Below are 24,679 nucleotides of genomic sequence, written 5' to 3'. Positions count from 1 at the left end.
AATGTTTGGAAAGCTCAAAGATTGGAGACGCGTCGCTACACGCTATGACAGATGCCCAAACGTATTCGTCTCCGCAATCGCACTCGCCGCAACCGTCTTATTCTGGTTATGAGTCCTGAGCCTAAGCATCAGCGATCAATCAACGCGATGCAAAACTCCCAAACCTGCACCTCCAAACATTCCGACAGAGACTTTTTATAAACTCGCGCGCCAATACGCCCATTTATCGCATATTTATAGCGTAGACATAAAAACAAACCCATGAATTTATTATGAAATTCGCGGAGAGACATAAGCTCGACTGAAAATGAAAAATGCGGTGGCTGGGGCACCTGGATTCGAACCAGGGATACCGATACCAAAAACCGGTGCCTTACCGCTTGGCCATGCCCCAACGTTACCGCGATTGGCAAATAGCAAATGTATCCTCATCCTACAAGCACTATATTTCATAAAATTGACAAAAATTTGCAACTAAGGTCTATGAAAGCCAAAGAAAGCAATTTTGAACAGAAAATAGGCTACGTCTTTTGAGTACTCTTACTTTCAATACTAAGTTTAAACCAAATCATGGCAATGTTACCGAGCTTGATGACGGTATTTATCGCATCACTGCAAATAACCGCGGACCAATGACGTTTGAAGGTACCAATACTTACCTTATAGGCAAGGAAAACATGGCTATCATCGACCCTGGCCCGTTTGATTCTGATCATTTAAAAGTGATTCTAAATGCGCTTGAAGGGCGACCTCTTTCCCATATTTTTGTGAGTCATACCCACAAAGACCATTCTCCACTGGCGAAAGAGTTACAATCTTTAACAGGTGCCACAATTTATGCCGAAGGGCCTCATAGAGCCGCAAGAAGTTTACAAGCTGGTGAGAATAATCTGTTGACAGAAAGTTCTGACCTCGATTTTTCACCCGACGTTGAACTTTCTCATGGGCAAATCATTGATGGTGGAGATTGGCAAATCCAAGCTGTTCATACACCCGGTCACACGGCCAATCATTGTGCATTTGCATATCTTGAGCGCGAAACGCTGTTTTCAGCCGATCACGTAATGGCATGGTCAACATCGTTTATCGGCCCGCCTGATGGCTCAATGAGTGATTATATGACTTCGCTCAAGATACTGATTGACCGAGATGACAGACATATTCTACCAGGCCACGGACCTGAGGTTATAGCACCGAAAGATTTTCTGTTGGGTCTCCAAAAACATCGCAAATCCCGTGAGCAGGCGATTCTGGAGGCAATCAAAGCAAATGATAGTCTTTTGATCTCTGAAATCATTGGTTTAGTCTATCAAAACTTGGATGAGCGCTTAAAACTAGCCGCAAGTCTTTCCACGCTTGCGCACTTGGAAGATCTTGTCGAACAGGGGGAGATAAAGACTAATGATACAGTTTCTCTCAAAAGCAGATATCAACGAGTTTAATTAGCACCAACAATACCCAAGAGATTGTTATCAACTTTAGTAAGGAAACTATTGATTAATTCAGCATTGATTCCAAGATCGTGCGGTCCGTATCTCGTTGCCGAGCGCATTTCCACAAATGTTGCGGATTCATCTTCAGTAAGAAGCAATATGACATCCTGCTCAACACCAAGAATGAATGATTTCTTTGTTAATTGTATGCGAATTGTTGTACCTTGAAACCCAGCAGTGCTGTCGGATGCTCCGGACCTTATAATCGGTGTTGGAGTTGGAGTTGGGATACCCAGATTTTCACCACTTTGAGTTTGCCTTTTCGATTGGGGCTCTGCTTCTATTGGCGATAAAAATTCATTACCCTCACTAGAAACAACAGAGAACTTTTCACTGATAACTATGTCCTGTACCGCTTGATAGACCCGATCAATCGCACCTTGGTAACGTCGTTCTGATAATTGACTATAGATCCGGGTATTTTTTAGATTTATGAGGACTTCGCCTGAATACCCTCTCGGCAACCACGATTGCGGGTGTTTTGGCTCTTGCAGCCAATTTAAAAGTTCTTGCTCGGATGTGCTGACATCGTATTGTTGTGGCAAAGACACATATCGATATGCACTCAGACCAAATGGCAACAAAGCAACTAGATTGAGGCAAAGTCCGACAAACGAAGCTCGGCCTCCTTTAGCGCCAATTACCCAAAGCATAGAAAGCCCGATAATCGCTAACCCTAATCCAAATGCAGCAATTGTGCTTGCCACAAGTCCCACTCCCACGGCTTCCGGAGTTGGAAACCCACCAAATCGATGGAAACCCCAAACAATGATCAATAGAAGAAGTGCAAAATATCCGATCCGCCGAGACCAAATCGCGGCAACAGACTTCGGGCGCTTATAAATTACAGGCATCTTGCTGCTATTCCGCTTCGCTAGACGCTGTCATTTGCGCCTCGATATTAGCTTGAGCTGCAGCAAGACGAGCGATAGGCACGCGAAAAGGCGAGCAGCTGACATAATCAAGGCCAATCTGATCAAAGAACTTTACTGATGCTGGATCGCCACCATGCTCACCACAAATTCCTATTTTTAGATCAGGCTTCGTGGCTCGTCCGCGCTCAATCGCCATTTGAATAAGTTCGGCGACTCCCTCCATGTCGAGTGAAACAAATGGATCTTCATCTACAATCGCTTTTTGGCGGTATGTTCTAAGAAACGGTGAAGCATCATCACGCGATATTCCGTAAGTCATTTGAGTTAGATCATTTGTACCAAAGGAGAAAAACTCCGCGGATTCAGCAATTGCATCTGCACGAATAACGGCGCGTGGTAACTCGATCATTGTACCAACGAGGTAATGCACTTGTGCACACATCTCCTCCATCACCTCTTTGGCAACAGCATTGATACGCTCTTTAACAAAGTCTAGTTCTTTTTTAAGCGCAACCAGCGGCACCATGATTTCCGGCACAACCGGAGAACCAGTAATTTTCGCCGCTTCAATTGCAGCTTGGAAAATGGCGCGAGCCTGCATTTCCGTAATTTCTGGATGCGAAATTGCTAACCGGCACCCTCGATGACCCAACATGGGGTTAAATTCTTCCAGTTCCTCAATGCGACGATGCAGAACAGACGCATCTACACCCATTGCATTTGCCGTATGCAGAATTTCCTCTTCTGCCTTTGGCAAAAATTCATGCAATGGTGGATCTAGTAGGCGGATAGTGATTGGTTGACCATTTCCAGCTTCAAATAATTCAATAAAATCAGAGCGCTGCATGGGAAGCAGTTTATCAAGAGCGGTTCTTCTTCCCTCTTCGGTTTCCGCCAAAATCATCTCGCGCATGGCAAGAATTCGGTCGCCCTCAAAGAACATGTGTTCTGTGCGGCACAAACCAATGCCTGTCGCACCAAATTGACGCGCAGCAAGCACATCAAGCGGCGCTTCGGCATTTGTGCGCACATCCATGCGACGTGCATCATCAGTCCATTCCATTAACTCGCGGAACTCATCCGACAATACAGCTTCCTGCATTAAAATTTCGCCCTGCAGTACTTCCCCGCGCGTACCATCAAGAGTTATCAAATCACCTTTCTTAAGTTGCTTACCCGCGGCAAGAAGGGTTTCATTTGCTAAATCCAGGCGTAGATTTCCCGCACCACAAACACAGGGAGTACCCATTCCACGCGCGATCACCGCAGCATGGCTGGTCATACCTCCACGAATGGTTAAAATTCCTTCAGCACGCTGCATGCCATGAACATCTTCTGGGCTTGTTTCCGTTCGCACCAAAATAACTTTATGGCCCTCCCGACTAGCTGAGATGGCATCTTCCGCGGTGAATACAATCTCACCACTTGCAGCACCTGGTGAGGCAGATACGCCTGAACCAATCACGTCACGCTTGGCTTCCGGATCAATTGATGGATGTAGTATCTGTTCCAATGAAGTTGCATCAATACGCATGATGGCTTCATTCTTTGAAATCATGCCTTCACGGGCCAGATCAACCGACGTTCTTAGCTGCGCAATTGCCGAAAGTTGCAAATCTACGCTTTCTCCTATGAAACACTCGCCCGATTGGACCACGAACCCAATTCGTTGAGATCGCTCAAAGTGAAGTTCTATAGCTCTACCTAATTTGGCCAATTTCGCATGCAACTCAGGATCATCCTGAAATAGACTCAGTTTTTCACCAATCTCTTGCTCTGTCAGGCTCATGCCAAATTCTGTTGTTCGCGCAGATTGATCTCCCACAATGTTCCAACCAAACTTGCCACGAATTTCATTCACACCAGTTTTACGATTCCTTGTATCTAAAAAGCCCTGTCCACTTCTGCCATCAAAATCGGCAAAAACACCACGCCGGACTAGAAGTGCAAGACCTTCGTTGTCATCAATTTCTTGAATCTGGCGCTGCATAACAGCTCGCGGTGACATCCAGCTTTTTAGCGCTGCAGTAATGGCTTGGCGCAGTTGTGAATAGAGATCATCTGGAAACTCAATCCCATGCTCATCTGATAAAAGTGCACGAAAGTCGCCTGATAGGGTAATCACCTGTTCAAGCGAAAATTCGGCTTCACTATCGAGATTTAACTCATTCTTTCGTTCATCAAAAAGATCTTCGAGTACGTCGGGCGTAATACCAAGTGCAAACTCAGAAAACTGATATAAGAATCGCCTAAATTGTCCTGCAGCTCGGCTGTCACTTGAAGAGATTTCCTCAAACTCGGGATCTATCTCGCGCATGACATTTGCGACTTTTCGTGCATTCTGCGCATTCATACCAAGGTGGTAAATTGGGCTGACAATTCCGGCTATTCGTGATTTAGGGCTTACTTTATGTGTCAGAAATAGCGGAAGCTTGCCCGTGTCACTGGCATCTGATCTACCCGCATCGATTTTCTGCACAGCCGCGGCAAGTTCGGCTTCAAAACCATCAGGCAATGAGTGATGTTCGAGAAAATATCGACATGTGTCTGCTTTAACAATAAAGCCTGACTGAACAGGAAAACCACTTGATGAAAGAGTATTTAGACGTGCGCCAGCGTAGCCAAGACTATCTAAGTTAGCGTCTGAGTTCGCAGAAGCATTTTCAGTATCTGCGCCAAGTTGTTCAATCCACACTGTCATCAGATTCGCCCTCCTTGAACGATCCTGATTATTTACGACAAAATAATGTCGAAATATTCTCAATAAACTTTCAAACTTGTGTAAACGTCTTTTATGCTGCAACGCAACAAAATTTTGATATCTAGGTACACTCCCCGGAAATATTAGTCCATTTCAAATACTAAATATCAATATTTATCACAAAAATAATGTTTGAGACCCCTCGCGAACCGCTCATAACATAGTTTTAGTGGTGGTGCAGAAAAACTGAATAAAAAAATATTTTCATCAACGAAAATTCTATCTATCGGCCTGAAAAGGTTGAATCTCATTTCAAATCTACTTCCCCTTCTAGGGTTTTTTATGCGCCGCCCTGTTCTTTAACTTATTCTTCGACGACAAATTAAGGAACAAGAACTTGAGCCAAACAGACAATTTATCACTTCCCTTCATTTTGCCCTCACAAGCGCAAAAACATGTCACCCATAATGAAGTGTTATTAAAGCTTGATGCGGTCATTCAATTAAGCGTTCAAAGCAGAAACCTAGCAACACCTCCCACATCTCCAGATGCTGGTAGCCGCTATATTGTGCCAGCGTCTGCAACGGGAGATTTTGCCGGAAAGACAGGAAAACTTGCGACCTTTCAAGATGGAGCATTCCAGTTTTCGGATCCGCAAATTGGCTGGCTTTGTTACATTGTGGATGAAACCAGTTGGCGATATTTTGATGGCAGTTCTTGGGCTGAATTTATCAACTCAAATGCCCGTTTTGAACAAATAGGTATCCATGCAAATGCTGATACAACAAATAAATTGTCAGTCTCATCATCTGCTAGCCTCTTTAATAACGTCGGCAATGGCCACCAACTAAAAATTAACAAATCAACCGCTTCTGATAATGCAAGCTTATTGTTCCAAACAGGTTTTTCTGGGCGCGCGGAATTTGGCCTGTCTGGTGACGATCAGTTCCGTATCAAAGTAAGCGCAGATGGAAACTCATTCACCACCGCTTTAACCGCAAACCATACACATATGGAAGCTAACCTGCCACTTGTCCTAGCTACTTTCAACGCTGCAAGTTTACCTACCCCAAGCCCATCTGGTCAGGTTATATACGTTTCAGATGCCGCATCTGGTGCGATCATTGCTTTTAGTGATGGTGCTAACTGGAGGCGGTGTGATACGAGCGCTATCGTAACATAGCACGAAACTACATATATTACTCATTTATGGCTAATTTCTGTAAATTCTCACAAAATATCTCAAACAGTCAATTATTGTGTGCGTCAAATTAACGTCACAGAAAGAAACTTAGGGCAAAGCCCTAGACGCAACTAAAATGAAAGCGTAACGAAATCGCAGTAATTTTCGCGACTTAATCAGTAAAAAATCATAAGAAAACCATAAATGACTGACAGATCCAATATTCCCTTCGTAGACCTTGCAGCCCAACAAAACCGTATCCGAAAGGATGTAGATATTGCTATGGCCCGCGTTCTTGATCACGGGCGATACATTATGGGACCTGAAATCGGCGAGTTGGAAGAGGCGTTAGCTAAATATTGCGGTGCAAAACATGCGATTGGTTGTTCGTCTGGCACAGATGCACTTGCAATGGTTCTGATGGCAAAAAGTATCAAGCCCGGACAGATTATTTTTTGCCCATCATTTACTTTTGTGGCGACTGCAGAAGTTGTCGCTTGGCTTGGCGCTAAAGTTTGTTTTGTAGATGTTGAACCCGATACATTTAACATTGATCCAAAGGCACTTCAGGCCGCTATTATTGAGACGAAAGCGAACGGGATGGACCTTGCTGGCATCATCTCCGTAGATCTCTTTGGTCTCCCAGTCGCGCATCAGGAACTAGATAAAATCGCTACCGAACATGACCTTTGGATATTGTCAGATGCAGCCCAAAGCTTTGGTGCTCGCTATAACAATAAGCCAGTAGGCACAATGGGGCTGGCGACAACAACTAGCTTTTTCCCAGCCAAACCACTGGGCGCCTATGGCGATGGTGGCGCCATGTTCACTGATGATGACCAACTGGCAGAAGAATTGCGCTCTATCCTTTTTCATGGAATGGGCAAAAACCAATATGACAATGTCCGCATTGGTATGACAGGTCGCCTGGATACTATGCAGGCTGCAGTCCTACTTGAAAAACTTAAGATTTTTGAAGACGAAATTGAGACACGCCAAAAAGTTGCAGGCATATATACTGATGGCTTGAAAGATTTGGTAACCGTTCCACATATCCCACATGGTCGCATGTCAGTTTGGGCACAATATACCACGCGTTTACCTGAGGGTATTGATCGCGCTCAATTACAAGAATACCTGACGAACAAAGGCATTCCGACAGCCGTTTACTACGCAAAACCATTGCATAGACAAGAAGCATATGGACATAATATCATTGCAGGCGGTGAGTTACCTATAACTGATGCGCTATCAAAAGATGTCTTAAGCCTGCCGATGCACCCTTATTTGGACGCACCCACCCAAGAATACATTATCGAACATATCGATAGCGCTTTAAAAGCACAGTCTTAGCGTTAAGCTGTAGGCGTAAACTAAGCCTCAGGGTATTCTAGTAAGGCTTTATTCCTTGTTCGGGAGCAAAGCGCTTGCAGGCATCGCGCAACTCTTCAAGCAAGATTTTAAAGCTAGCTTCTCGAGGACTGTTTTTGCGCCAAGCTAAGGCTAGCATTCGCGTCATTGGATTACCTTCGATCCGGCGAATTGCAACACCTTCAGCCTTTTCAAATTCAGATGATATATAAGCTGCGGGAAAAAGCGATATCCCCATGCCAATCGACACCATCTGACGCACAGCATCGAGACTAGTACCCTCATAATCTTCTCGCATAATCGCGCCAGACCTATCACAAAGGCTTCGCACATTTTCATAAAGTCTGTGTCCGCTACCCATGGTCAACATCATCCTACCATTTAACGCCTCTACTTCAATCATCGAACATTCAGCTATTGGGTCCTCAACAGGAATGCCAAGAAAAATAGTCTCCTCACAAATCAACTCAGATTGTAAATTTTCAGATAAGATTGGTGCAGGCGTGATCACACAATCCAGTTTGCCATTGACCAAGTCTGCCTCTAACTCTACCGGCCTATCTTCACGAATATAAATCTCTAAATCTTGGTATTGCTCATGTAAACGGGATAAAATACCGGGCAGAATATACGGTCCAAATGTTGGCGCAGCTCCCAGACGAATAAGGCCACCTAGATTATTTGAAGATACATCCGCCGCAGCCCGCATGTCATCAAGCGTGTTAAGCACCAATCTCGCATAAGGTAGCAGTCGCAGGCCCGCGGGCGTAGCCAACGCTCGCTTCATCCCTCGTTCAATTAGCTGCACCCCTAAGCGGTCTTCTAATAATTTGAGTTGCACAGACAGGGTTGGCTGCGCCACATTACACATATCGGCAGCTCTCCCAAAATGACCAGCCTCGACCACGGCGATTAGATACTCCAATTGTTTTGGCGTTGGGCGAAAAACCATATGTGTCCCCATAGTCATAATCTATCGATATTATTTATTCTATCAATTGGAATTATTAAAGAAAAGAGCTTATCTGTTCCGTAAAGGAAGAAATATGAAGCAAACTATGATAGTTTGACCATCAGTAAACATGTTATACCCACGCTTTTAGAGATACAGTTTACATATGCTTACGAGATGCGTTTGCTTTGTATATGAGTATTAACAGAAGCCTATCTGATAGAACGTGTTCGCTCTCAAACTATCAGAATCATGGAAAGAAGTTCGGTTCATAGGTCCTGAGCCTAATGGAGCCAACTCGGAGCAAATATTGCGGCACAATTTGGAACGAGGGCAGATCTAAAGTGATAGGCAACAACATTCCTAAAAACAGTATTTCAAAATCAGATAAGAGCACTCGAGTGTCATTGAATGACAGTAGGTTCCCGTTAAACAACAACTCAATCTCACACAACAGTAATTGAAACCCGTTTATCGACAATGCAATCCCGTTTAATGACAATTTGATCCCACGTTACGACAATCGTATCCCAGCTAAAGACAAGCATAAACCCGGAAAATCCCATCTAACCGCCCAAAAGGCAGTGAATTCCTACTTAACGGAAATACATACTCTTGGTATAAGTGGATGATTACGTTTAATAAAATGAATACATTGCCAATTACAGGAAGCCTTGGCCTGTTTTGCGAGTGTTCGGCCCAAAACAGGGTAAACAGGAATAACAGGCAAGAGACTGGTTAGCTTACGACTGTGTACACAGCCACCGCTCTTTTTCTTTTCATTTGAGGTGCTTGTTACGCGCGAATTCGATAATGAATTCAGCGGTATGTCCGGTAGAACCACCCAGTCTGCATTCCAACAATTTGCTACGCTCGCTGGATAATTGTATCTACAAATTGGATCAATTTATCCTGCACTAAACTTTGCGACACTACCGGTGATAGTCCTCCTAGTGCTGTGTATCGTCGATGTGTTGTAGAAGTCATTTATGTCTTAAAACATGGCTTGTGTGATCTGTTGACGGGTATCGCCATTTGGGCATCTGTTTCTGAGGACGTCGAAGCCAAGATCCGTGAGCAGATAAAAGCGGGGAGTCTTTCCTATTCGTTTACAGCAGGATGATTGGGCATCTGGATCAATCAATTGGCTTTTTGACGTGATTGCGCCAAATCAACAATTGGCGGCATTTGTAACCGCAAATTTTAAACAGGTTACCAAAGAAGGTGATTTACTCATTCATCCTCTGGTTACATGTCTCATCGATCCAGAGATACTGAAAAAGATGGGTGCTAAACCTGTTAAGAAACAGGAATAGACTTAATCACCCTTTTTCTCGCGTAGGTTTTCTCTCAGGGAATTCTCATTCATTTGCTATCACAAGATCGAAGGTCAATTTTTACTCTGGACCTAATGAAGACCGGCTGTAGCTGTTTGAACATCAGATAATTGAATCTCGCAAAAAACTCATCTGGGTTGGTCACTTTTTATACATGATTTTTATCGCGCGAATTATTTGATAATTTTGAGCTCCATTTTACCAAGAGTCTGCAAATTAATGGAAATATTTAGGGATTTTTACATTATACAAAATTCCAAATTACGCGACAATCCGCCACATCCTAAATATGATAGTATGAATTGCTGTTTAGGTTGTGTTTACTATCTGAAAGGTGAGAATTCCTATTTGTGTATTTGCGGATTTCTTTTTGGATGTTTGGTGTGTTTACAAAAGTTTTTTCGGGCCTGTCGTATTCTAAATGCGTAGTCAGCCCTATTGTCTGCAAGTCTGGTTGCTGGTCAGATATTCATTGGATCCGAATGAATTCGATCAAAATCATAACAGGTTGGAAGACAGGTAGATATACCTTGCCGGATGCGAGGAGGTATGCGGCATGAAGGCGGTTTCAACTGGTCTTGTGCTAATCATTGGGTTTTTGACATTGGCCTATTGGCAGGCTTATACGAATTATTCATGGAATCAAAAAGTGACCAAGACCGTACAAACACCGGATGGCTTTGTTGCCGCCTCTAGTGTTGGGCGTATGGTTGTTTCTGAAAAGGTTAGTCTTGGCATTGCTGATCTTCATCAAGATGATTTAAGGTTTGCATAAATGCGTATTGCTGAGGGTTGGTTTTGAGTAATTCAGATAAACGACAGAACGAGATGGTCCGCAATGCATTTAAGTCTTTGCGGACTTCTTACATAGGCGTCGGCGTTGTAAGTATGGTGATTAATTTACTGATGCTGACGGGGCCTTTGTTTATGTTACAGGTCTATGACCGCGTGTTGGCAAGTGGTTCGGTGCCAACACTCGTTGTGATTAGTTCTTTGGCAATTGGGCTCTATGTTTTCTATGGCATGCTTGAGGCTTTTCGCGGCAGAATTTTAGCACGTATAGGTCAGCGTGTAGATGCGCAATTGTCCGCCGAGAGTTATGATATCTCAACAAACCTACCATTGTTGCTTGGTCCAAAGGCCACACAGTTACGTCCTGTGCAAGACTTGGATACATTACGGCAGTTTTTATCTGGGCCGGGGCCAGCAGCAATCTTTGATGTTCCATGGATGCCACTTTATCTCTGTATTGTCTTTCTTTTCCATCCTTTGTTGGGCTTTATTGCCTTAGGCGGCGGCGTAATCATTTGCATATTGATTGGCCTCAAAGAGATTGTCTCTCGTAAGCCAGTACAAGAGTTCTCGCGTGAGAATAGTCGCCGTGCAAATCTTGTAGAGATTGCTCGTAGAAACGCTGAAGTCGTGCGTGCCATGGGGATGATGCCGTCGCTTAAAAAACGTTGGGATTTACGCAATGGTGAATACCTTGACAAACAACGTGTTACAGTTGATCGAGCTGGAACTTTTGGCACGACTGTTAAGACGTTTAGATTGTTGTTGCAGTCAGCTGTTTTAGGTGTTGGCGCGTGGCTTGCCATTGGGCAAGAAGTATCGCCCGGTATTATGATTGCAGCATCGATTATGACCTCTCGTGCTTTAGCACCTATTGAACAGGCCGTTGCGCATTGGTCTGGGTTTGTCGCGGCTCGTCAGAGTAAAAAACGCCTTCAGGATGTTATTGAACAACGTGCTGATACTGATGATGTCATGGAGTTGCCTATTCCAACGAATACGCTCAATGTTAGTCAATTGGCCTGCGGTCCTGCGGGCAGTAGGCAAATTGTTGCTCAAGGTATTGCGTTTGATCTTGAAGCTGGTGATGGACTTGGTATCATTGGTCCATCTGGTTCTGGTAAATCTACCGTAGCTCGTGCTATTGTTGGTGTAACGCCTGCTTTAAAAGGTGCGATCCGATTTGATGGTGCTGAGTTGGAACAGTTTGCACCCGAACGTGTAGGGCAATTCATTGGCTACCTACCGCAAGACATTCAGTTGTTTGATGGCTCAGTCAATGAAAACATCTCGCGCTTTATGGAAAATGCAGAGCCTGAGGCAGTAATTGAGGCTGCTAAGCTTGCTGATGTATACCAGATGATTATCGCATTACCTGATGGATTTAACACTATGATTGGTGTTTCTGGTTATACGTTATCTGCGGGGCAACAACAGCGAATTGCTTTAGCGAGGGCGCTTTATAAGAACCCATTTCTGGTCGTTCTGGATGAGCCGAATTCAAACCTGGATGCCGAAGGCGAGGGTGCGCTCACCAATGCTATTAAATCCCTGCGAGAGGCAGGGTCGATTGTTATCGTTATTGCTCATAGACCAAGTGCTATTGCAGCAGTGAATAAAGTATTGGTGATGAAAGACGGTCAGCAAATGGCCTTCGGTCCCAAGGAAGAAGTTTTGCAAAAAGTTATCGCTCCTGTTCAGGTAAAGAGTACAAGCTAAGAGATAGATGATGGAAAAAGCTGAACTAGATAAAACCCTAAAGTCCAGTGTTCGTACGCATGTTTTGATGTCGTTCGCCATTATTTTTTTATTGCTTGGTGGAATTGTTGCTTGGGCCACAATGACTGAGATTGCCGGCGCTGTTGTCGCTTCCGGTACAGTTGTGGTGGAAAGTAATATCAAACAAGTTCAGCACCAAGAAGGTGGGACTGTTCAGAGTATCCATGTAAGGAACGGCGATGTTATCGGCGTCGGCGATCTTCTTATTGGATTGGATGATACTGTAACACGGGCAAATCTTGCAGTGGTTACAAAACAGCTTGATAGCCTTTATGCTCAAGAGGCACGTCTTATTGCCGAACAGGATGGTTTAGCCGTGATTAAGTTCTCCGATGAGCGGGCTGATGATGCCGTTAGAGCAACCTCCATTGAGATCATCAAAGACAGTCAGCAACGGTTGTTTGAAGCACGACGTAATTCTCTCAATGGGCAAAAGCAACAGCTCGGCGAACAAATCGTTCAGTTTGAAAAGCAGATTGAGGGTTATCAAGCACAAAAAAAATCGAAAGTTACTGAGACTGAGTTTGTTACAAAAGAATTGGAAGATCTTGATGGCCTACTCTCGCAGCAATTGGTCTCAGCTAGCCGTGTTTCGGTACTCAATCGTGAGAAGGCTCAGCTTGAGGGCGAGTTAGGTGGTTTTACAGCTCAGATTGCGCAAACGAAAGAAGCAATCAGCGAACGCAATATGCAGATATTGCAACTGGATGAAGATTTTTTAGCAAGCGTTTTACAACAGTTGCAAGATACCCGGGTTCAAATCGCCCAACTGGAAGAACAAAGTATTGCAGCACAAGATCAGCTTACGCGCATTGAAATTAGAGCGCCACGGTCGGGACTTGTACATAACCTAAATGTCCACACGATCGGGCAGGTGATAGCCTCAGGTGAGGTCACCATGCTGATCGTGCCACAAGATGATGAACTCATTATCGAGGCACAAGTCCAACCGATCAATATTGATCAGATCGCTGCTCATCAGCAAGCAACCATCCGCCTACCAAGTTTTGATCAGCGAACAACGCCAGAACTAAAGGCAAATGTAAAAACCATCTCAGCCGATCTTCTTCAGGACGAAGTAACGGGTTTGAGTTTCTATCAAGTTCGCTTGGTTATTCCCGAAGAGGAGCTTTCCAAGCTAGGTGATAAAATCCTAGTACCCGGCATGCCTGTTGAAGCATTCATTAAAACAGAGGATAGGACTGTGATCTCATACTTGACAAAACCAATCACCGATCAGATAAAACATGCGATGAGAGAGCGGTGAAATTATTCACATGATTGCTTAAGAGGGCTACAACATCGGGTAAGTGCAATTGAATGCCGCTAAATGACATTTAGTTCCCGTTAAATAGCAATTGAAACCCATTTAACAATAGCGCAATCCCGTATAGTGGCAATCCGATCCCACGTTACGACAATCGTATCCCGCCTAACGACAATCACAAACGTAGAAAATCCCAACTAACAGTCCAAAAGGCAGTGGATTGCCACTTAACGGGAACTCTAATATTCTGCATAAGTGATTGATTGTGCGTCTTAAAATCGAGAAATTGCCAAATGCAGTAAGAATTGACCTGTTTTGCGAAGATTTGACCGAAACAGGCAGAACAGGAATAACGTACAAGAGACTATTTAGTTTGGGATTGTGTACACAGCCACCGCATTTTCTGTTTTGTAATCCAATTGGGAGTTTGTATTTGCTTGTCGGTTTTTTCTACTATTTGTGCCGTTTGATGAGAAATTGCCTTATTTGGGCGCGCAGTAAAGATTATAGAGCGTTTCCATAACGGTTGAGACCTCAATACCATTTAAAGAATAGAAGATAGTTTGAGCCTCACGTCTTGTTTTCACAAGTTCTGCCGTTCGTAGTTTTTTTAAATGATGAGACATGCCGGGTTGGGACATGCCAACTTGCTCCGATAGATCCAGAACGCTCTGTTCACCATTTAACAGAATACATAGGATGCGTAGCCTCGCTGGCTGAGATAGCATTTCCATAAGATTGGCTGCTTGAGCAATTTTAGGTTCAAGCTCTTTTATGTCCAAATTCATATATAGTCCTTGCATATTCGTGATTGTTTATATAAGAGATATTTTATATAAGCAACATGAAAGGTTTATTATGTTCAAATCATCTAATGTCGGTACGTCAGATCGTCTTATCCGTGTTATTCTTGGCGTAGCCCTTCTTCTTGCACCTTACTTATTCGTTTCTTCCTTCTTGGCCAACCCAATTATGCGCTGGGTAATGTTGATCGCTGGCGCTGTATTAATATTCACCGCAATAATGCGATTTTGTCCACTCTATCGCTTATTTGGACTAAATAGTTGTAAGGCTAAGGACGTTTAGAATGGAATCTGTTACCGAATTTACGCCTTGGACCTCATTGGGTGGAGGTGTTCTGATCGGAATATCCGCCATATTATTGATGGCTTTCCATGGGCGAATTGCCGGAATGACAGGTATTATGACCGGTCTTATCCCACCTTTCGTATCCGATTGGGGCTGGCGAGCCGCATTTTTGTTGGGCGCTATCATAGCTCCAATGGTCTTTATCCAGCTTGGAGGGACGGTGCCATTTGCTGTTCCGGTATCTTCTTTTGCGTTGATGGTCGGAGGATTCATCGTTGGTGTAGGGGTTTTCTTCGGTTCAGGCTGCACGAGCGGGCACGGTGTCTGCGGGATGGCGCGGTTCTCACCCAGATCAATCGCAGCAACTATTGTTTTCATGATCACGTGCTTCATAACAGTTTACTTTGTTCGTCACGTAATGGGGCTATAGTAATATGAAACTATTTTCAGCGTTAATTATAGGTGCGATTTTTGGCATTGGGATTGCTATATCCGGCATGGCTAACCCGGCAAAAGTATTAAACTTTTTTGATTTCGCCGGATCTTGGGATCCGAGTTTACTATTTGTTATGGGCGGCGCGTTGGTGACAACGGCGATCGGATACCAAATTGTTTTTCGCAGTCAATCGAAATCCTTACTGGGTGCGCCGTTCTCAATTCAGGTTAAGAATGTCATTGATGCGCGATTACTTATGGGATCAGCATCATTCGGTGTTGGCTGGGGTATAGCCGGATTTTGTCCGGGCGGTGCAATACCGGCACTTGGTCTAGGTTATTCACAAACATATATTTTTGTGGTCGCGCTTGTCGCAGGCATAGCGTTTGCAAGAACAGTCAGCAATAGAGCTTTGAAAACAGCCTAATGAGGACAGTATTTGGGCTAAAGCAGTATCTACATTCATAAAGTTGTATTTTAAATATATCTTACTGTGTTCAGAAAAATGAAAGGATAGTCAAATGAATTCCTACCCTGTAAATATGGATAGTAAGCCAGAGGTTGAGGCTTTTTTTGATGAAGCAACAAATACGATCAGTTATGTTGTTAAAGACCCAACGTCGAGTTCATGCGCGATTATCGATTCAGTTATGGATATTGATTATGCCGCAGGACGCATCACTTACCAACACGCCGACATGATTATTGCATATATTCAATCCAATAACCTTCAATTGGAATGGATTATTGAAACCCATGTTCATGCGGATCACTTATCTGCAGCACCTTACATTCAGCAAAAGCTGGGTGGTAAAATCGGTATCGGGGATAAGATATTAGTGGTTCAGGATACATTTGGAAAAGTGTTTAACGAAGGAACCGAGTTTCAACGTGATGGATCGCAGTTTGATGCGTTGTTTAAAGATGGTGATACCTACAAGATAGGTAATCTCGAGGCCTTCACAATTTATACGCCCGGCCACACACCGGCCTGCATGGTTCATGTAATGGGGAACGCTACATTTGTCGGGGACACGCTGTTTATGCCAGATGGAGGTTCTGCGCGCGCTGATTTTCCAGGTGGAGATGCGCATGAGCTGTACGATTCAATAATGAAAATTTTAGAACTACCTGACGAGATGCGCCTGTTTATGTGCCATGACTATGGTCCTAACGGCAGAGATATTCAGTGGGAAACAACTGTTGGCGATGAGAAGAAATATAACGTTCATGTTGGAGCCGGAAAAACAAAAGAAGAATTTGTAAAGTTTAGAACAGAGCGCGATGCGCAGCTTGATATGCCTAAACTCATTATCCCGTCTTTACAGGTTAACATGCGGGCTGGCGACCTCCCTAAGGATGAAGATGGGAATCCGGTTCTTAAAGTGCCTGTGAATAGCCTTTAATCTGGCTGCACATAAATAACAAGGTCGGGAATTTAGTAGGGGAGTGCGGTATATGGATATTAAGAAGATAAGCGATCAACTGTCAGTTAGCGGGCAAGTTTTGCCCGGCGATATTATCGCGCTTAAGAAGGGTGGCTTTAGATCTATTATCTGTAATCGGCCTGACGGGGAGGGGGCGGATCAACCAACTTATAATGAGATTGAGGCTGCAGCTAAGAAAGCTGGTATTCAGGCAAGGCATATCCCTGTTACGGCAGGTAAAGTTCGCGATCAGGAAGTGAGTGCATTTGGTGTTGCCTTGCGTGAACTGCCCGGACCAGTATTTGCTTATTGTCGTACAGGAACACGCTCGGCGACATTATGGTCGCTCAATGAGGGAGCGAACCAAACGCCAATCCCGGATATATTAAGTGCAACAAAAGCTGCAGGCTATGATATGAATGGTGTGGTTCGACGTATTGCAAACGGTGGCAAAACACCGACGGATGTCGCTGATACTACTCATGATATTGTTATCGTTGGCGGCGGAGCAGGTGGTATTTCGGTTGCGTCAAGCTTGCTTGTCCGTTCCAATGATCTTGATATTGCAATTATTGATCCGGCCGATGTGCATTATTATCAACCTGGTTGGACTATGGTTGGGGGCGGTATTTTTAATGCTGATCAAACCGCCAAAACTATGGCATCTATCATTCCGTCAGGTGTTAAGTGGATCAAGGCCGCTGTTTCTGCGTTTGAGCCAGATAATAATGCGGTAATTCTTGATGGATGTCGTGTCGTAAAATATAAACGCCTCATTGTCGCGCCTGGATTGAAGTTAAACTGGAATGGCATTGAAGGCCTTACCGATACTCTAGGTCGTAATGGTGTAACATCAAATTACAGATATGATCTCGCCCCTTATACATGGGAGCTAGTCCAAAATCTAAAAACTGGACGTGCCCTTTTCACCCAGCCGCCTATGCCTATTAAATGTGCTGGCGCACCTCAGAAAGCTTTATATTTATCCGCTGACTATTGGTTTAAAAATAGGGCGATTTCAAATATCGATATTGAGTTCTACAATTCTGGTGGCGTGCTATTTGGAGTTAAAGAATATGTTCCCGCTTTGATGGATTACATCGAGCGTTATGATGCCAAATTAAATTTTATGCATACTTTAACGAAAGTCGATGGGTCCAATAAAAGAGCCTGGTTTAATAAAGTCGATGGTGAGGGAAATACTGAACTCATTGAGGCAGAGTTTGACATGTTGCACGTGGTGCCACCTCAAATAGCGCCAGATTTTATTCGGGCTTCGCCTTTGGTGGATGAAAATGGGTGGATTGATGTAGATCAAGCCACACTGCGTCATAAAGCCTACGATAATATATGGTCTTTGGGTGATGTTATGAATGCGCCAAATGCCAAAACCGCTGCGGCTGCACGTGCGCAAGCACCCGTTGTCGCTAACAATATTATGTACGATGTAGGGCAAGCTGAGGGATTGTCCCACTATAATGGTTATGGTTCATGCCCGCTGACAGTTGAACGCGGGAAAATTGTTTTGGCGGAGTTTGGTTACGGTGGCAAACTTTTGCCAAGTTTCCCCAGCTGGATGCTCAATGGACAAAAACCATCGCGGATGGCTTGGCTTCTGAAAGAAAAGATCCTGCCACCAATTTATTGGAAGGCAATGCTGAAAGGTAAGGAATGGTTGGTCAAACCAGAAGCTATTACGGTCGCGAAAGATTAGTTTTATTGAGTTTGAACCACAAAGGTTAGCTGTGGTTCTTATTGAGGTTCCCAGATCATGTTGCAAAAATGAAATCGGTTAGTCTGTCAAATTATCTGCCCATTTTGCAATGGGGTAGGACCTACAATCAAGCTACTTTAGTCAATGATTTGGTCGCTGCGGTTATTGTAACTATCATGCTCATACCGCAATCATTGGCTTACGCATTGCTTGCTGGTTTGCCTGCAGAGATGGGTCTGTACGCGTCCATTATTCCGATTGCGCTTTATGCAATTTTCGGTACAAGCCGAGCATTGGCGGTTGGTCCAGTAGCGGTGGTCTCTCTTATGACTGCGGCAGCAATCGGCAAAATCGCGTTGCCGGGAACATCTGAATATGTCATTGCAGCAATTACTCTTGCATTCCTGTCCGGTATATTTCTTCTATTGATGGGTGTTTTGAAGCTCGGTTTTCTTGCAAATTTTCTTTCTCACCCAGTGATTGCGGGTTTTATTACCGCATCTGGCATTATTATCGCTGCCAGCCAGCTCAAACATATTCTAGGTATCCAGGCCAATGGCCATAATCTATTAGAGCTTGTCGTATCACTCATTAAAAATGCGGTCGATGCAAACTGGTTTACCGTTGGTATTGGTGTAACCGCGACAGTATTTTTATTCTGGGCGCGTAAAGGCATTAAACCGCTTCTGTTGAAGTTAGGAGTTCCCGTTTGGTTTGCCAGAATAGGGGCAAAGGTTGGTCCTGTTTTTGCAGTTGCAGCGACCATTTTAGTCGTTTGGTTGTATGATTTGGGTGCACGTGGCGTGGCCTTGGTCGGGGATGTTCCTCAAGGTTTGCCGCCGTTGACTATTCCTTCATTTTCGCAAGAGCTTTGGGTGAGTTTGATAGGGTCAGCTGTTTTAATATCAGTGATTGGCTTTGTGGAATCCATATCGGTTGCCCAGACCCTTGCCGCTAAAAAGCGATTGCGTATTAATCCAGATCAAGAATTAATCGGGCTTGGCAGTGCTAACATTGGTGCAGCTTTTTCAGGCGGCTTTCCGGTAACCGGTGGGTTCTCTCGATCAGTTGTCAATTTTGATGCGGGAGCTGATACACCCGCTGCAGGAGCTTATACTGCCGTTGGACTTGCGCTTGCATCGCTATTTCTAACTCCGCTCATTTACTTTTTACCCAAGGCTACATTGGCAGCAACAATTATGGTTGCAGTTTTATCTTTGGTTGATTTTTCTATTCTTAAAAAAACGTGGGCCTACTCAAAAGCTGATTTCATAGCGGTGCTGGCCACAATTTTAATCACTCTTGGGTTTGGTGTTGAGTTGGGCGTGAGTGCTGGCGTTGTCATTTCCGTTCTTATTCACCTTTATAAATCCTCCAAACCTCATATGGCTGTTGTTGGTCAGGTCCCCGGTTCAGAACATTATCGCAATGTGTTGCGACATGAAGTTATAACTCATCCTAACATCATTACGGTTCGTATTGATGAAAGTCTTTATTTTGCCAATGCACGTTTTTTGGAAGATGCAATATATAATCTGGTGGCAAATAAAGACGAGGTGAAACATGTGATTTTATTGTGTTCAGCCGTCAATGCAATCGACATGAGCGCACTGGAATCCATTGAAGCGATCAACGAACGCCTAGTTGATCTCGGTATTAGTTTTCATCTTAGCGAAGTAAAAGGCCCTGTTATGGATCGCCTCATGCGAGCCTCTTTTCAAGAGCATCTATCGGGTGAAATTTACCTATCACAACATCAAGCCGTTTTAGAGTTATCGAAAACGTGTTTGAAGAATAACTGCAAATAGGTGATGCGGGTTTGCAGTCCTCCCATAAGCATCAAACAGCAAAAAATGGAGTACAAGATGACATTACGAATTGGCGATATCGCCCCTAATTTTGACGTCGAAACCACCAAAGGGAAAATTAACTTCCACGATTGGATTGGGGGTAGTTGGGCATTCTTCTTCAGTCACCCGGCGGACTATACCCCCGTTTGCACAACTGAGATGGGTCGTACAGCACAACTGGCTGATGAATTTAAAAAGAGAAATACCAAACCAATTGGCCTCTCGACCGATACGATTGAAGAGCATAATACATGGATTTTGGATGTTAATGATACGCAAAATACCAACTTAACATTCCCTATTGTTGCTGATGCGGATCTAAGCATAGCAAAGCTCTATGACATGATACATCCGTCAGAAAGTGAGACCGCTGCGGTGCGTAGTGTGTTTATTATTGATCCTAACAAAAAAATCAGATTAACAATGACATATCCTATGTCTGTTGGGCGGAACTTTGATGAAATCCTACGCGTGATTGATGCCCTGCAGTTGGGTGATGAAAAGCATGTTGCAACACCCGCAGATTGGCGCTCTGGTGATAAGGTTATCATTCCACCTTCTATCAATAACGAAGAAGCAAAAGATATCTTTCCACAAGGGTGGGATGAAGTAAGATCCTACCTCCGGTTTACAGAAGTATAGTTTAGTTTTCTCAGAAGAAATAAGCGCGCCATATGTAACGCATATTTATGGCGTGCTTTTATAAGCAGTAGGTCTTAATCGAGGCAAAGTGCTGTATTAATGCGACCCATCAATTCGTTGCGGTTTGAGGCAATATCGGCAACTGTTAAGCCATCCAAAACCGCCATGAATGCCTCTGTTGCTTTGGTCATCGCCTTTGAAAGCTTGCATATACCCATAAGCGGGCAGGTATTCGTGTCTGGGTTAAAGCACTCAACAACATCCAGTGGACCTTCTGTTAGCCGAACAACGTCACCGACAACAATTTTATTGGCGTCCTTCGCTAACCTGAAGCCACCATTTCGGCCACGAACTGTTTCCACATAACCTGCTTTGCCGAGTTCATGCACGATTTTGACGATATGTGGTCGAGACAATTTATGAGCATTTGCGACATCGTCCACGCGTATGAGGTTTGGCGTATGCATTGCTGCTAACTGAAGTGAGCGGAGTGCATAATTTGAATAGCTTGTTAATTTCATGGATTTTCTGCAATTTTGTGCGACAATTTGTTATTGGTGGTGTGCGACAATAAGTTATATATTAAATATTGTTTTTAGCTACAAGCATGATTAAACTTATATTTATTATAGAACTTTAATTGTTGTTTGGAGCGATCAATGTTTTTTGATTTAAGCGCAGAGTTCCTAGCCCGCCTTCAATTTGCATTTACAGTCTCATTTCATATTATTTTTCCAGCGTTCTCTATTGGTTTAGCAAGCTTTCTAGCTGTGTTGAACGGGCTTTGGCTTTGGAAAAAAGAGGCTAAATATCTCGTCCTATTTAATTACTGGTCGAAGATTTTTGCGTTAGCTTTTGGCATGGGTGTCGTGTCAGGTATCGTCATGTCATATCAATTTGGCACCAATTGGAGTGTTTTCTCTGATATTACAGGGCCAATCCTCGGCCCTCTCATGGCTTATGAAGTCTTGTCAGCATTCTTCCTTGAGGCAGGATTTCTTGGTATCATGCTTTTTGGCCGTGAGCGCGTTGGTCCAAGCTTGCATATGTTCGCAACAATCATGGTTGCTTTTGGAACTTTAATGTCAGCAACTTGGATTCTGTCTGTGAATTCTTGGATGCAAACTCCACAGGGTTATCTGATCAATGAAGTTGGTCAATTTGTGCCCGATGATTGGTGGGCGATAGTATTCAATCCTTCATTTCCTTATCGCCTGGCACATATGGTGCTTGCTGCCTTTTTAACTGTTGCGTTTGTGGTCGGTGGGGTTGGTGCTTGGCATCTTCTGAAAAAGCAGACAGGACCGGCTACCAAAACAATGTTTTCGATGGCTATGTGGATGGCCGCAATTGTAACGCCTGTGCAAATCTTTGCAGGTGATTTACATGGTTTGAACACATTAGAATATCAACCGGTCAAAATAATGGCTATAGAAGGCCATTATGAAAGCCATCCTGAGGGCGCACCACTCATTCTATTTGGTCTACCCAATGCAGAGAAAAAGCGGGTCGATTACGCCTTAGAAATTCCAAAACTTTCGAGCTTGATATTAAAGCATGACCTAAACGCACCGCTTGATGGGCTTGATACGGTACCTGATAAAGACGAACCGCCTGTTGCCATTGTTTTTTGGAGTTTTCGAATTATGGTCGCAATTGGTTTTGCGATGTTAGGCGTTGGTCTGTGGAGCCTTTGGGCGAGATGGCGTGGCATGATCTATTCATCTAAGTGGCTCCATAGGACGGCCCTCCTTCTCGGTCCAAGCGGCTTTGTTGCCGTACTTGCAGGGTGGATCACTACGGAGGTTGGTCGACAACCATTTACTGTTTACGGGTTGCTCAGAACATCCGATTCACTTGCGCCCGTTGAAGCGCCAGCGGTCGCCACATCTCTTCTGGCATTCATTGTCGTGTATTTCTTTGTTTTTGGAGCTGGTGCATTTTATATTGTCCGATTGATGAGTAAACCGCCGTCTGAAGAAGAAACAATGCTGGACGATGGTCCCCTAAGAGCAGCAGGAACAACACCCGTTATTCAAATCAAGCCATCTGTTCTTCAATCAAATAATTCGGAGCAACCATGATGATCGATCTACCTTTTATTTGGGCAGGTATTATTGCTTTCTCTGTTCTCACATATGTTATTTTGGATGGGTTTGACCTTGGGGTGGGCATACTTTTTCCTTTCGCTGACGAGAACCAAGATCGCGATATTATGATGAATTCCATTGCCCCTGTCTGGGATGGAAATGAGACTTGGCTGGTTATGGGCGGCGGCGGCTTGTTCGCGGTTTTTCCGCTCGCCTACGCTACTGTTTTACCAGCACTATATATGCCGATTATCATCATGCTGTTGGCCTTAATTTTTCGCGGTGTCGCGTTTGAATATCGCTGGCGAACTCAGCGATGGAAGCGTGTTTGGGATTTGTCATTTTTTGGAGGGTCTTTTATCGCAGCTTTTATGCAGGGCATTGCATTGGGGGCTCTCGTTCAAGGTATTGCGGTAGAAAACCGTGAGTATGTTGGTGGCTGGTGGGACTGGTTAACGCCATTTTCCCTTCTGACTGGTTTTGCGGTTGTCTCCGGTTATGCATTGCTTGGTTCAACTTGGCTTATTATGAAAACAAATGATGAATTGCAGATACGCATGCGGAATATTACCTGGATATTTGCTGTGAGTACTCTCATTTTCATTGGGCTTATTAGCATCGTAACGCCATTTCTAAATCCGGTGTATTTCGAGCGGTGGTTTGCATTTCCGACCATGATCTATACAAGCTTGGTTCCGCTCTTGGTCATTTATGCCTCGTGGAAATTATTTGTCGGGCTGATCCAGCAAAGTGATTTTGCGCCGTTTTTTTCATCTTTAGTGATATTTGTGCTTTGCTTCATCGGAATAGGAATTAGTTTCTATCCTAATATTGTACCTCCCTCTCTAACAATTTCTGAAGCCGCTGCACCTGATAGTAGTTTACTTTTTACCCTCTACGGAACGGTTGTGCTTGTGCCTCTCATATTGGGTTACACGGCATATGCCTACTGGGTTTTCCGGGGGAAAGTTGACCCACGCGAAGGGTATCACTGATGGCACAGCAAGGATCTACGCTTTTAAAGCGACTAACTGCATTTATTGGCCTCTGGCTATTAGGTGTCGCTGCGCTTGCAATTATTGCCTATGCAATTAAGCTTGTAATCTTGTAGGAAAAGGTTCTTGAAGCAACATGCAACATTAGTTGAACTCGGCGCCAATTTCTTTGACCGCTTCAAGCGTTACATATGTCGATGAGCTGGCGACATGTGGCAATGTAGATATTTGCTCGCCTAAAACACGCCGATAGGCTGTAATATCTTTCGTACGAACTTTCAGAAGATAATCAAACGACCCTGCGATCATATGGCACTGTTCAATTTCCACGATTGATTGGACTGCTTCATTAAATGCCTTGAGCGCAGCCTCGGTTGTATCGTGTAGTTTAACCTCAGCAAATGCAATATGGCTCATATCAAGTTTTACAGGGTTCAGAACCGCTCGAAAACCTAAAATAAAACCATCGTTTATTAGGCGTTTTACTCTCACACCGCAGGGGGTTTTTGACATGCCCACTTGTTTGGCAAGGTCTGTGATCGCCATTCGTCCATCGACAGATAAAATCGCGATGATTTTTTGGTCTAAAAAGTCAAGTTCACTATCTGGATCGGTTCTATGTCCATTTTTCACTAAAAAATCCCCGTATTTAAGTGTGTATGCCTAAGAAAATAAAAAACTAAGGA

The 24,679-nt window shown here is 44.0% G+C and carries 22 protein-coding genes, 1 tRNA gene and 1 pseudogene; 17 read left to right on the top strand and 7 right to left on the bottom strand.

The features are described from left to right. Positions 1-112 (top strand): annotated as a pseudogene (locus AB2J24_RS08525) (IS5/IS1182 family transposase); the annotation flags it as partial. A 208-nt stretch (positions 113-320) separates the two neighbouring features. Here the strand turns inward: AB2J24_RS08525 and AB2J24_RS08520 are convergent. Then, positions 321-394: transfer RNA gene (locus AB2J24_RS08520), tRNA-Gln, on the bottom strand. 136 nt (positions 395-530) lie between these two features. On the opposite strand from AB2J24_RS08520, the gene AB2J24_RS08515 reads away from it, so the two are divergent. After that, positions 531-1,442 (top strand): MBL fold metallo-hydrolase, encoded by a 912-nt coding sequence (locus AB2J24_RS08515; RefSeq protein ID WP_367385165.1) that lies wholly within the window; start codon positions 531-533, stop codon positions 1,440-1,442. Here the strand turns inward: AB2J24_RS08515 and AB2J24_RS08510 are convergent. Then, a complete protein-coding gene (locus AB2J24_RS08510; RefSeq protein ID WP_367385164.1) occupies positions 1,439-2,347 on the bottom strand; it encodes a DUF1499 domain-containing protein in 909 nt (302 codons plus the stop codon). The two genes, AB2J24_RS08515 and AB2J24_RS08510, sit on opposite strands and share 4 nt — an antisense overlap. A 7-nt stretch (positions 2,348-2,354) precedes the next feature. After that, positions 2,355-5,069, bottom strand: coding sequence for a pyruvate, phosphate dikinase (ppdK, locus tag AB2J24_RS08505; protein ID WP_367385163.1), 2,715 nt, complete (start codon positions 5,067-5,069; stop codon positions 2,355-2,357). Positions 5,070-5,466: 397 nt separating this feature from the next. On the opposite strand from ppdK, the gene AB2J24_RS08500 reads away from it, so the two are divergent. Beyond that, the gene (locus AB2J24_RS08500; RefSeq protein ID WP_367385162.1) at positions 5,467-6,252 is read left to right on the top strand and encodes a DUF2793 domain-containing protein; all 786 of its coding nucleotides are present in this window, start codon (positions 5,467-5,469) and stop codon (positions 6,250-6,252) included. A gap of 204 nt (positions 6,253-6,456) precedes the next feature. After that, complete coding sequence (locus AB2J24_RS08495; protein WP_367385161.1) at positions 6,457-7,605, top strand: DegT/DnrJ/EryC1/StrS family aminotransferase; 1,149 nt, start codon at positions 6,457-6,459, stop codon at positions 7,603-7,605. Between the two features lie 37 nt (positions 7,606-7,642). On the opposite strand, the gene AB2J24_RS08490 is transcribed toward AB2J24_RS08495, so the two are convergent. Next, positions 7,643-8,575 carry a hydrogen peroxide-inducible genes activator gene (locus AB2J24_RS08490; RefSeq protein ID WP_162651931.1) on the bottom strand — a complete coding sequence of 311 codons (933 nt, stop codon included), beginning with the start codon at positions 8,573-8,575 and terminating at the stop codon, positions 7,643-7,645. 1,157 nt (positions 8,576-9,732) lie between these two features. Here AB2J24_RS08490 and AB2J24_RS08485 point away from each other — a divergent pair. From AB2J24_RS08485 to AB2J24_RS08470, 4 genes are all read left to right on the top strand, one after another. Further along, positions 9,733-9,891, top strand: coding sequence for a hypothetical protein (locus AB2J24_RS08485; protein ID WP_367385160.1), 159 nt, complete (start codon positions 9,733-9,735; stop codon positions 9,889-9,891). A gap of 577 nt (positions 9,892-10,468) precedes the next feature. Next, a complete protein-coding gene (locus tag AB2J24_RS08480) occupies positions 10,469-10,687 on the top strand; it encodes a hypothetical protein (protein ID WP_367385159.1) in 219 nt (72 codons plus the stop codon). A 23-nt stretch (positions 10,688-10,710) separates the two neighbouring features. After that, entirely contained in the window at positions 10,711-12,423 is a 1,713-nt protein-coding gene (locus tag AB2J24_RS08475) for a type I secretion system permease/ATPase (RefSeq protein ID WP_367385158.1), read from the top strand. Between the two features lie 10 nt (positions 12,424-12,433). Then, positions 12,434-13,750 (top strand): HlyD family type I secretion periplasmic adaptor subunit, encoded by a 1,317-nt coding sequence (locus AB2J24_RS08470; RefSeq protein WP_197742786.1) that lies wholly within the window; start codon positions 12,434-12,436, stop codon positions 13,748-13,750. 482 nt (positions 13,751-14,232) lie between these two features. Here AB2J24_RS08470 and AB2J24_RS08465 read toward each other — a convergent pair whose 3' ends face one another. Next, positions 14,233-14,538, bottom strand: a complete 306-nt coding sequence (locus AB2J24_RS08465) for an ArsR/SmtB family transcription factor (RefSeq protein ID WP_367385157.1) — start codon at positions 14,536-14,538, stop codon at positions 14,233-14,235. 70 nt (positions 14,539-14,608) lie between these two features. Here AB2J24_RS08465 and AB2J24_RS08460 point away from each other — a divergent pair, with 70 nt between their 5' ends. From AB2J24_RS08460 to AB2J24_RS08430, 7 genes are all read left to right on the top strand, one after another. Further along, positions 14,609-14,836 carry a YgaP family membrane protein gene (locus tag AB2J24_RS08460; protein WP_162651878.1) on the top strand — a complete coding sequence of 76 codons (228 nt, stop codon included), beginning with the start codon at positions 14,609-14,611 and terminating at the stop codon, positions 14,834-14,836. A 1-nt stretch (position 14,837) separates the two neighbouring features. Beyond that, a complete protein-coding gene (locus tag AB2J24_RS08455; protein ID WP_367385156.1) occupies positions 14,838-15,269 on the top strand; it encodes a YeeE/YedE family protein in 432 nt (143 codons plus the stop codon). 4 nt (positions 15,270-15,273) lie between these two features. Next, complete coding sequence (locus AB2J24_RS08450) at positions 15,274-15,702, top strand: DUF6691 family protein (protein WP_367385155.1); 429 nt, start codon at positions 15,274-15,276, stop codon at positions 15,700-15,702. 94 nt (positions 15,703-15,796) lie between these two features. Further along, entirely contained in the window at positions 15,797-16,681 is an 885-nt protein-coding gene (locus AB2J24_RS08445) for an MBL fold metallo-hydrolase (RefSeq protein ID WP_367385154.1), read from the top strand. 52 nt (positions 16,682-16,733) lie between these two features. Then, on the top strand, positions 16,734-18,416 hold the full coding sequence (locus tag AB2J24_RS08440) for a TIGR01244 family sulfur transferase (RefSeq protein WP_367385153.1): 1,683 nt from the start codon (positions 16,734-16,736) through the stop codon (positions 18,414-18,416). 68 nt (positions 18,417-18,484) lie between these two features. Next, entirely contained in the window at positions 18,485-20,224 is a 1,740-nt protein-coding gene (locus AB2J24_RS08435) for a SulP family inorganic anion transporter (RefSeq protein WP_367385152.1), read from the top strand. A gap of 57 nt (positions 20,225-20,281) precedes the next feature. After that, positions 20,282-20,908: a peroxiredoxin gene (locus AB2J24_RS08430; RefSeq protein WP_367385151.1), complete on the top strand. Its 627-nt coding sequence runs from the start codon at positions 20,282-20,284 to the stop codon at positions 20,906-20,908. Between the two features lie 74 nt (positions 20,909-20,982). Here the strand turns inward: AB2J24_RS08430 and AB2J24_RS08425 are convergent, their stop codons facing one another. After that, positions 20,983-21,429 (bottom strand): RrF2 family transcriptional regulator, encoded by a 447-nt coding sequence (locus tag AB2J24_RS08425; RefSeq protein ID WP_162651871.1) that lies wholly within the window; start codon positions 21,427-21,429, stop codon positions 20,983-20,985. A 138-nt stretch (positions 21,430-21,567) separates the two neighbouring features. Here AB2J24_RS08425 and AB2J24_RS08420 point away from each other — a divergent pair, with 138 nt between their 5' ends. Both AB2J24_RS08420 and cydB read left to right on the top strand, forming a co-directional pair. Next, entirely contained in the window at positions 21,568-22,992 is a 1,425-nt protein-coding gene (locus AB2J24_RS08420) for a cytochrome ubiquinol oxidase subunit I (RefSeq protein WP_367385150.1), read from the top strand. Continuing rightward, positions 22,989-23,993 (top strand): cytochrome d ubiquinol oxidase subunit II, encoded by a 1,005-nt coding sequence (gene cydB / locus AB2J24_RS08415; protein ID WP_174244206.1) that lies wholly within the window; start codon positions 22,989-22,991, stop codon positions 23,991-23,993. The genes AB2J24_RS08420 and cydB overlap by 4 nt, the downstream gene beginning before the upstream one ends. Positions 23,994-24,137: 144 nt before the next feature. Here the strand turns inward: cydB and AB2J24_RS08410 are convergent, their stop codons facing one another. Then, a complete protein-coding gene (locus tag AB2J24_RS08410) occupies positions 24,138-24,626 on the bottom strand; it encodes an Lrp/AsnC ligand binding domain-containing protein (protein ID WP_244627829.1) in 489 nt (162 codons plus the stop codon). Positions 24,627-24,679: the final 53 nt, after the last annotated feature.

This window comes from Lentilitoribacter sp. EG35, from assembly GCF_040784015.1.
Classification (GTDB): Bacteria; Pseudomonadota; Alphaproteobacteria; order Rhizobiales; family Rhizobiaceae; genus Lentilitoribacter.
The sequence above is the reverse complement of the archived record's forward strand: the minus strand, read 5'-3'. Positions and strand labels throughout refer to the sequence as shown.

Bases quoted from the DNA above. Each gene is read 5' to 3' on its own strand.
- AB2J24_RS08510 (WP_367385164.1), bottom strand. From the start codon at position 2,347: ATGCCTGTAATTTATAAGCGCCCGAAGTCTGTTGCCGCGATTTGGTCT.
- ppdK (WP_367385163.1), bottom strand. From the start codon at position 5,069: ATGACAGTGTGGATTGAACAACTTGGCGCAGATACTGAAAATGCTTCT.
- AB2J24_RS08495 (WP_367385161.1), top strand. From the start codon at position 6,457: ATGACTGACAGATCCAATATTCCCTTCGTAGACCTTGCAGCCCAACAA.
- AB2J24_RS08490 (WP_162651931.1), bottom strand. From the start codon at position 8,575: ATGGTTTTTCGCCCAACGCCAAAACAATTGGAGTATCTAATCGCCGTG.
- AB2J24_RS08480 (WP_367385159.1), top strand. From the start codon at position 10,469: ATGAAGGCGGTTTCAACTGGTCTTGTGCTAATCATTGGGTTTTTGACA.
- AB2J24_RS08470 (WP_197742786.1), top strand. From the start codon at position 12,434: ATGGAAAAAGCTGAACTAGATAAAACCCTAAAGTCCAGTGTTCGTACG.
- AB2J24_RS08465 (WP_367385157.1), bottom strand. From the start codon at position 14,538: ATGAATTTGGACATAAAAGAGCTTGAACCTAAAATTGCTCAAGCAGCC.
- AB2J24_RS08460 (WP_162651878.1), top strand. From the start codon at position 14,609: ATGTTCAAATCATCTAATGTCGGTACGTCAGATCGTCTTATCCGTGTT.
- AB2J24_RS08455 (WP_367385156.1), top strand. From the start codon at position 14,838: ATGGAATCTGTTACCGAATTTACGCCTTGGACCTCATTGGGTGGAGGT.
- AB2J24_RS08450 (WP_367385155.1), top strand. From the start codon at position 15,274: ATGAAACTATTTTCAGCGTTAATTATAGGTGCGATTTTTGGCATTGGG.
- AB2J24_RS08445 (WP_367385154.1), top strand. From the start codon at position 15,797: ATGAATTCCTACCCTGTAAATATGGATAGTAAGCCAGAGGTTGAGGCT.
- AB2J24_RS08440 (WP_367385153.1), top strand. From the start codon at position 16,734: ATGGATATTAAGAAGATAAGCGATCAACTGTCAGTTAGCGGGCAAGTT.
- AB2J24_RS08435 (WP_367385152.1), top strand. From the start codon at position 18,485: ATGAAATCGGTTAGTCTGTCAAATTATCTGCCCATTTTGCAATGGGGT.
- AB2J24_RS08430 (WP_367385151.1), top strand. From the start codon at position 20,282: ATGACATTACGAATTGGCGATATCGCCCCTAATTTTGACGTCGAAACC.
- AB2J24_RS08425 (WP_162651871.1), bottom strand. From the start codon at position 21,429: ATGAAATTAACAAGCTATTCAAATTATGCACTCCGCTCACTTCAGTTA.
- AB2J24_RS08420 (WP_367385150.1), top strand. From the start codon at position 21,568: ATGTTTTTTGATTTAAGCGCAGAGTTCCTAGCCCGCCTTCAATTTGCA.
- cydB (WP_174244206.1), top strand. From the start codon at position 22,989: ATGATGATCGATCTACCTTTTATTTGGGCAGGTATTATTGCTTTCTCT.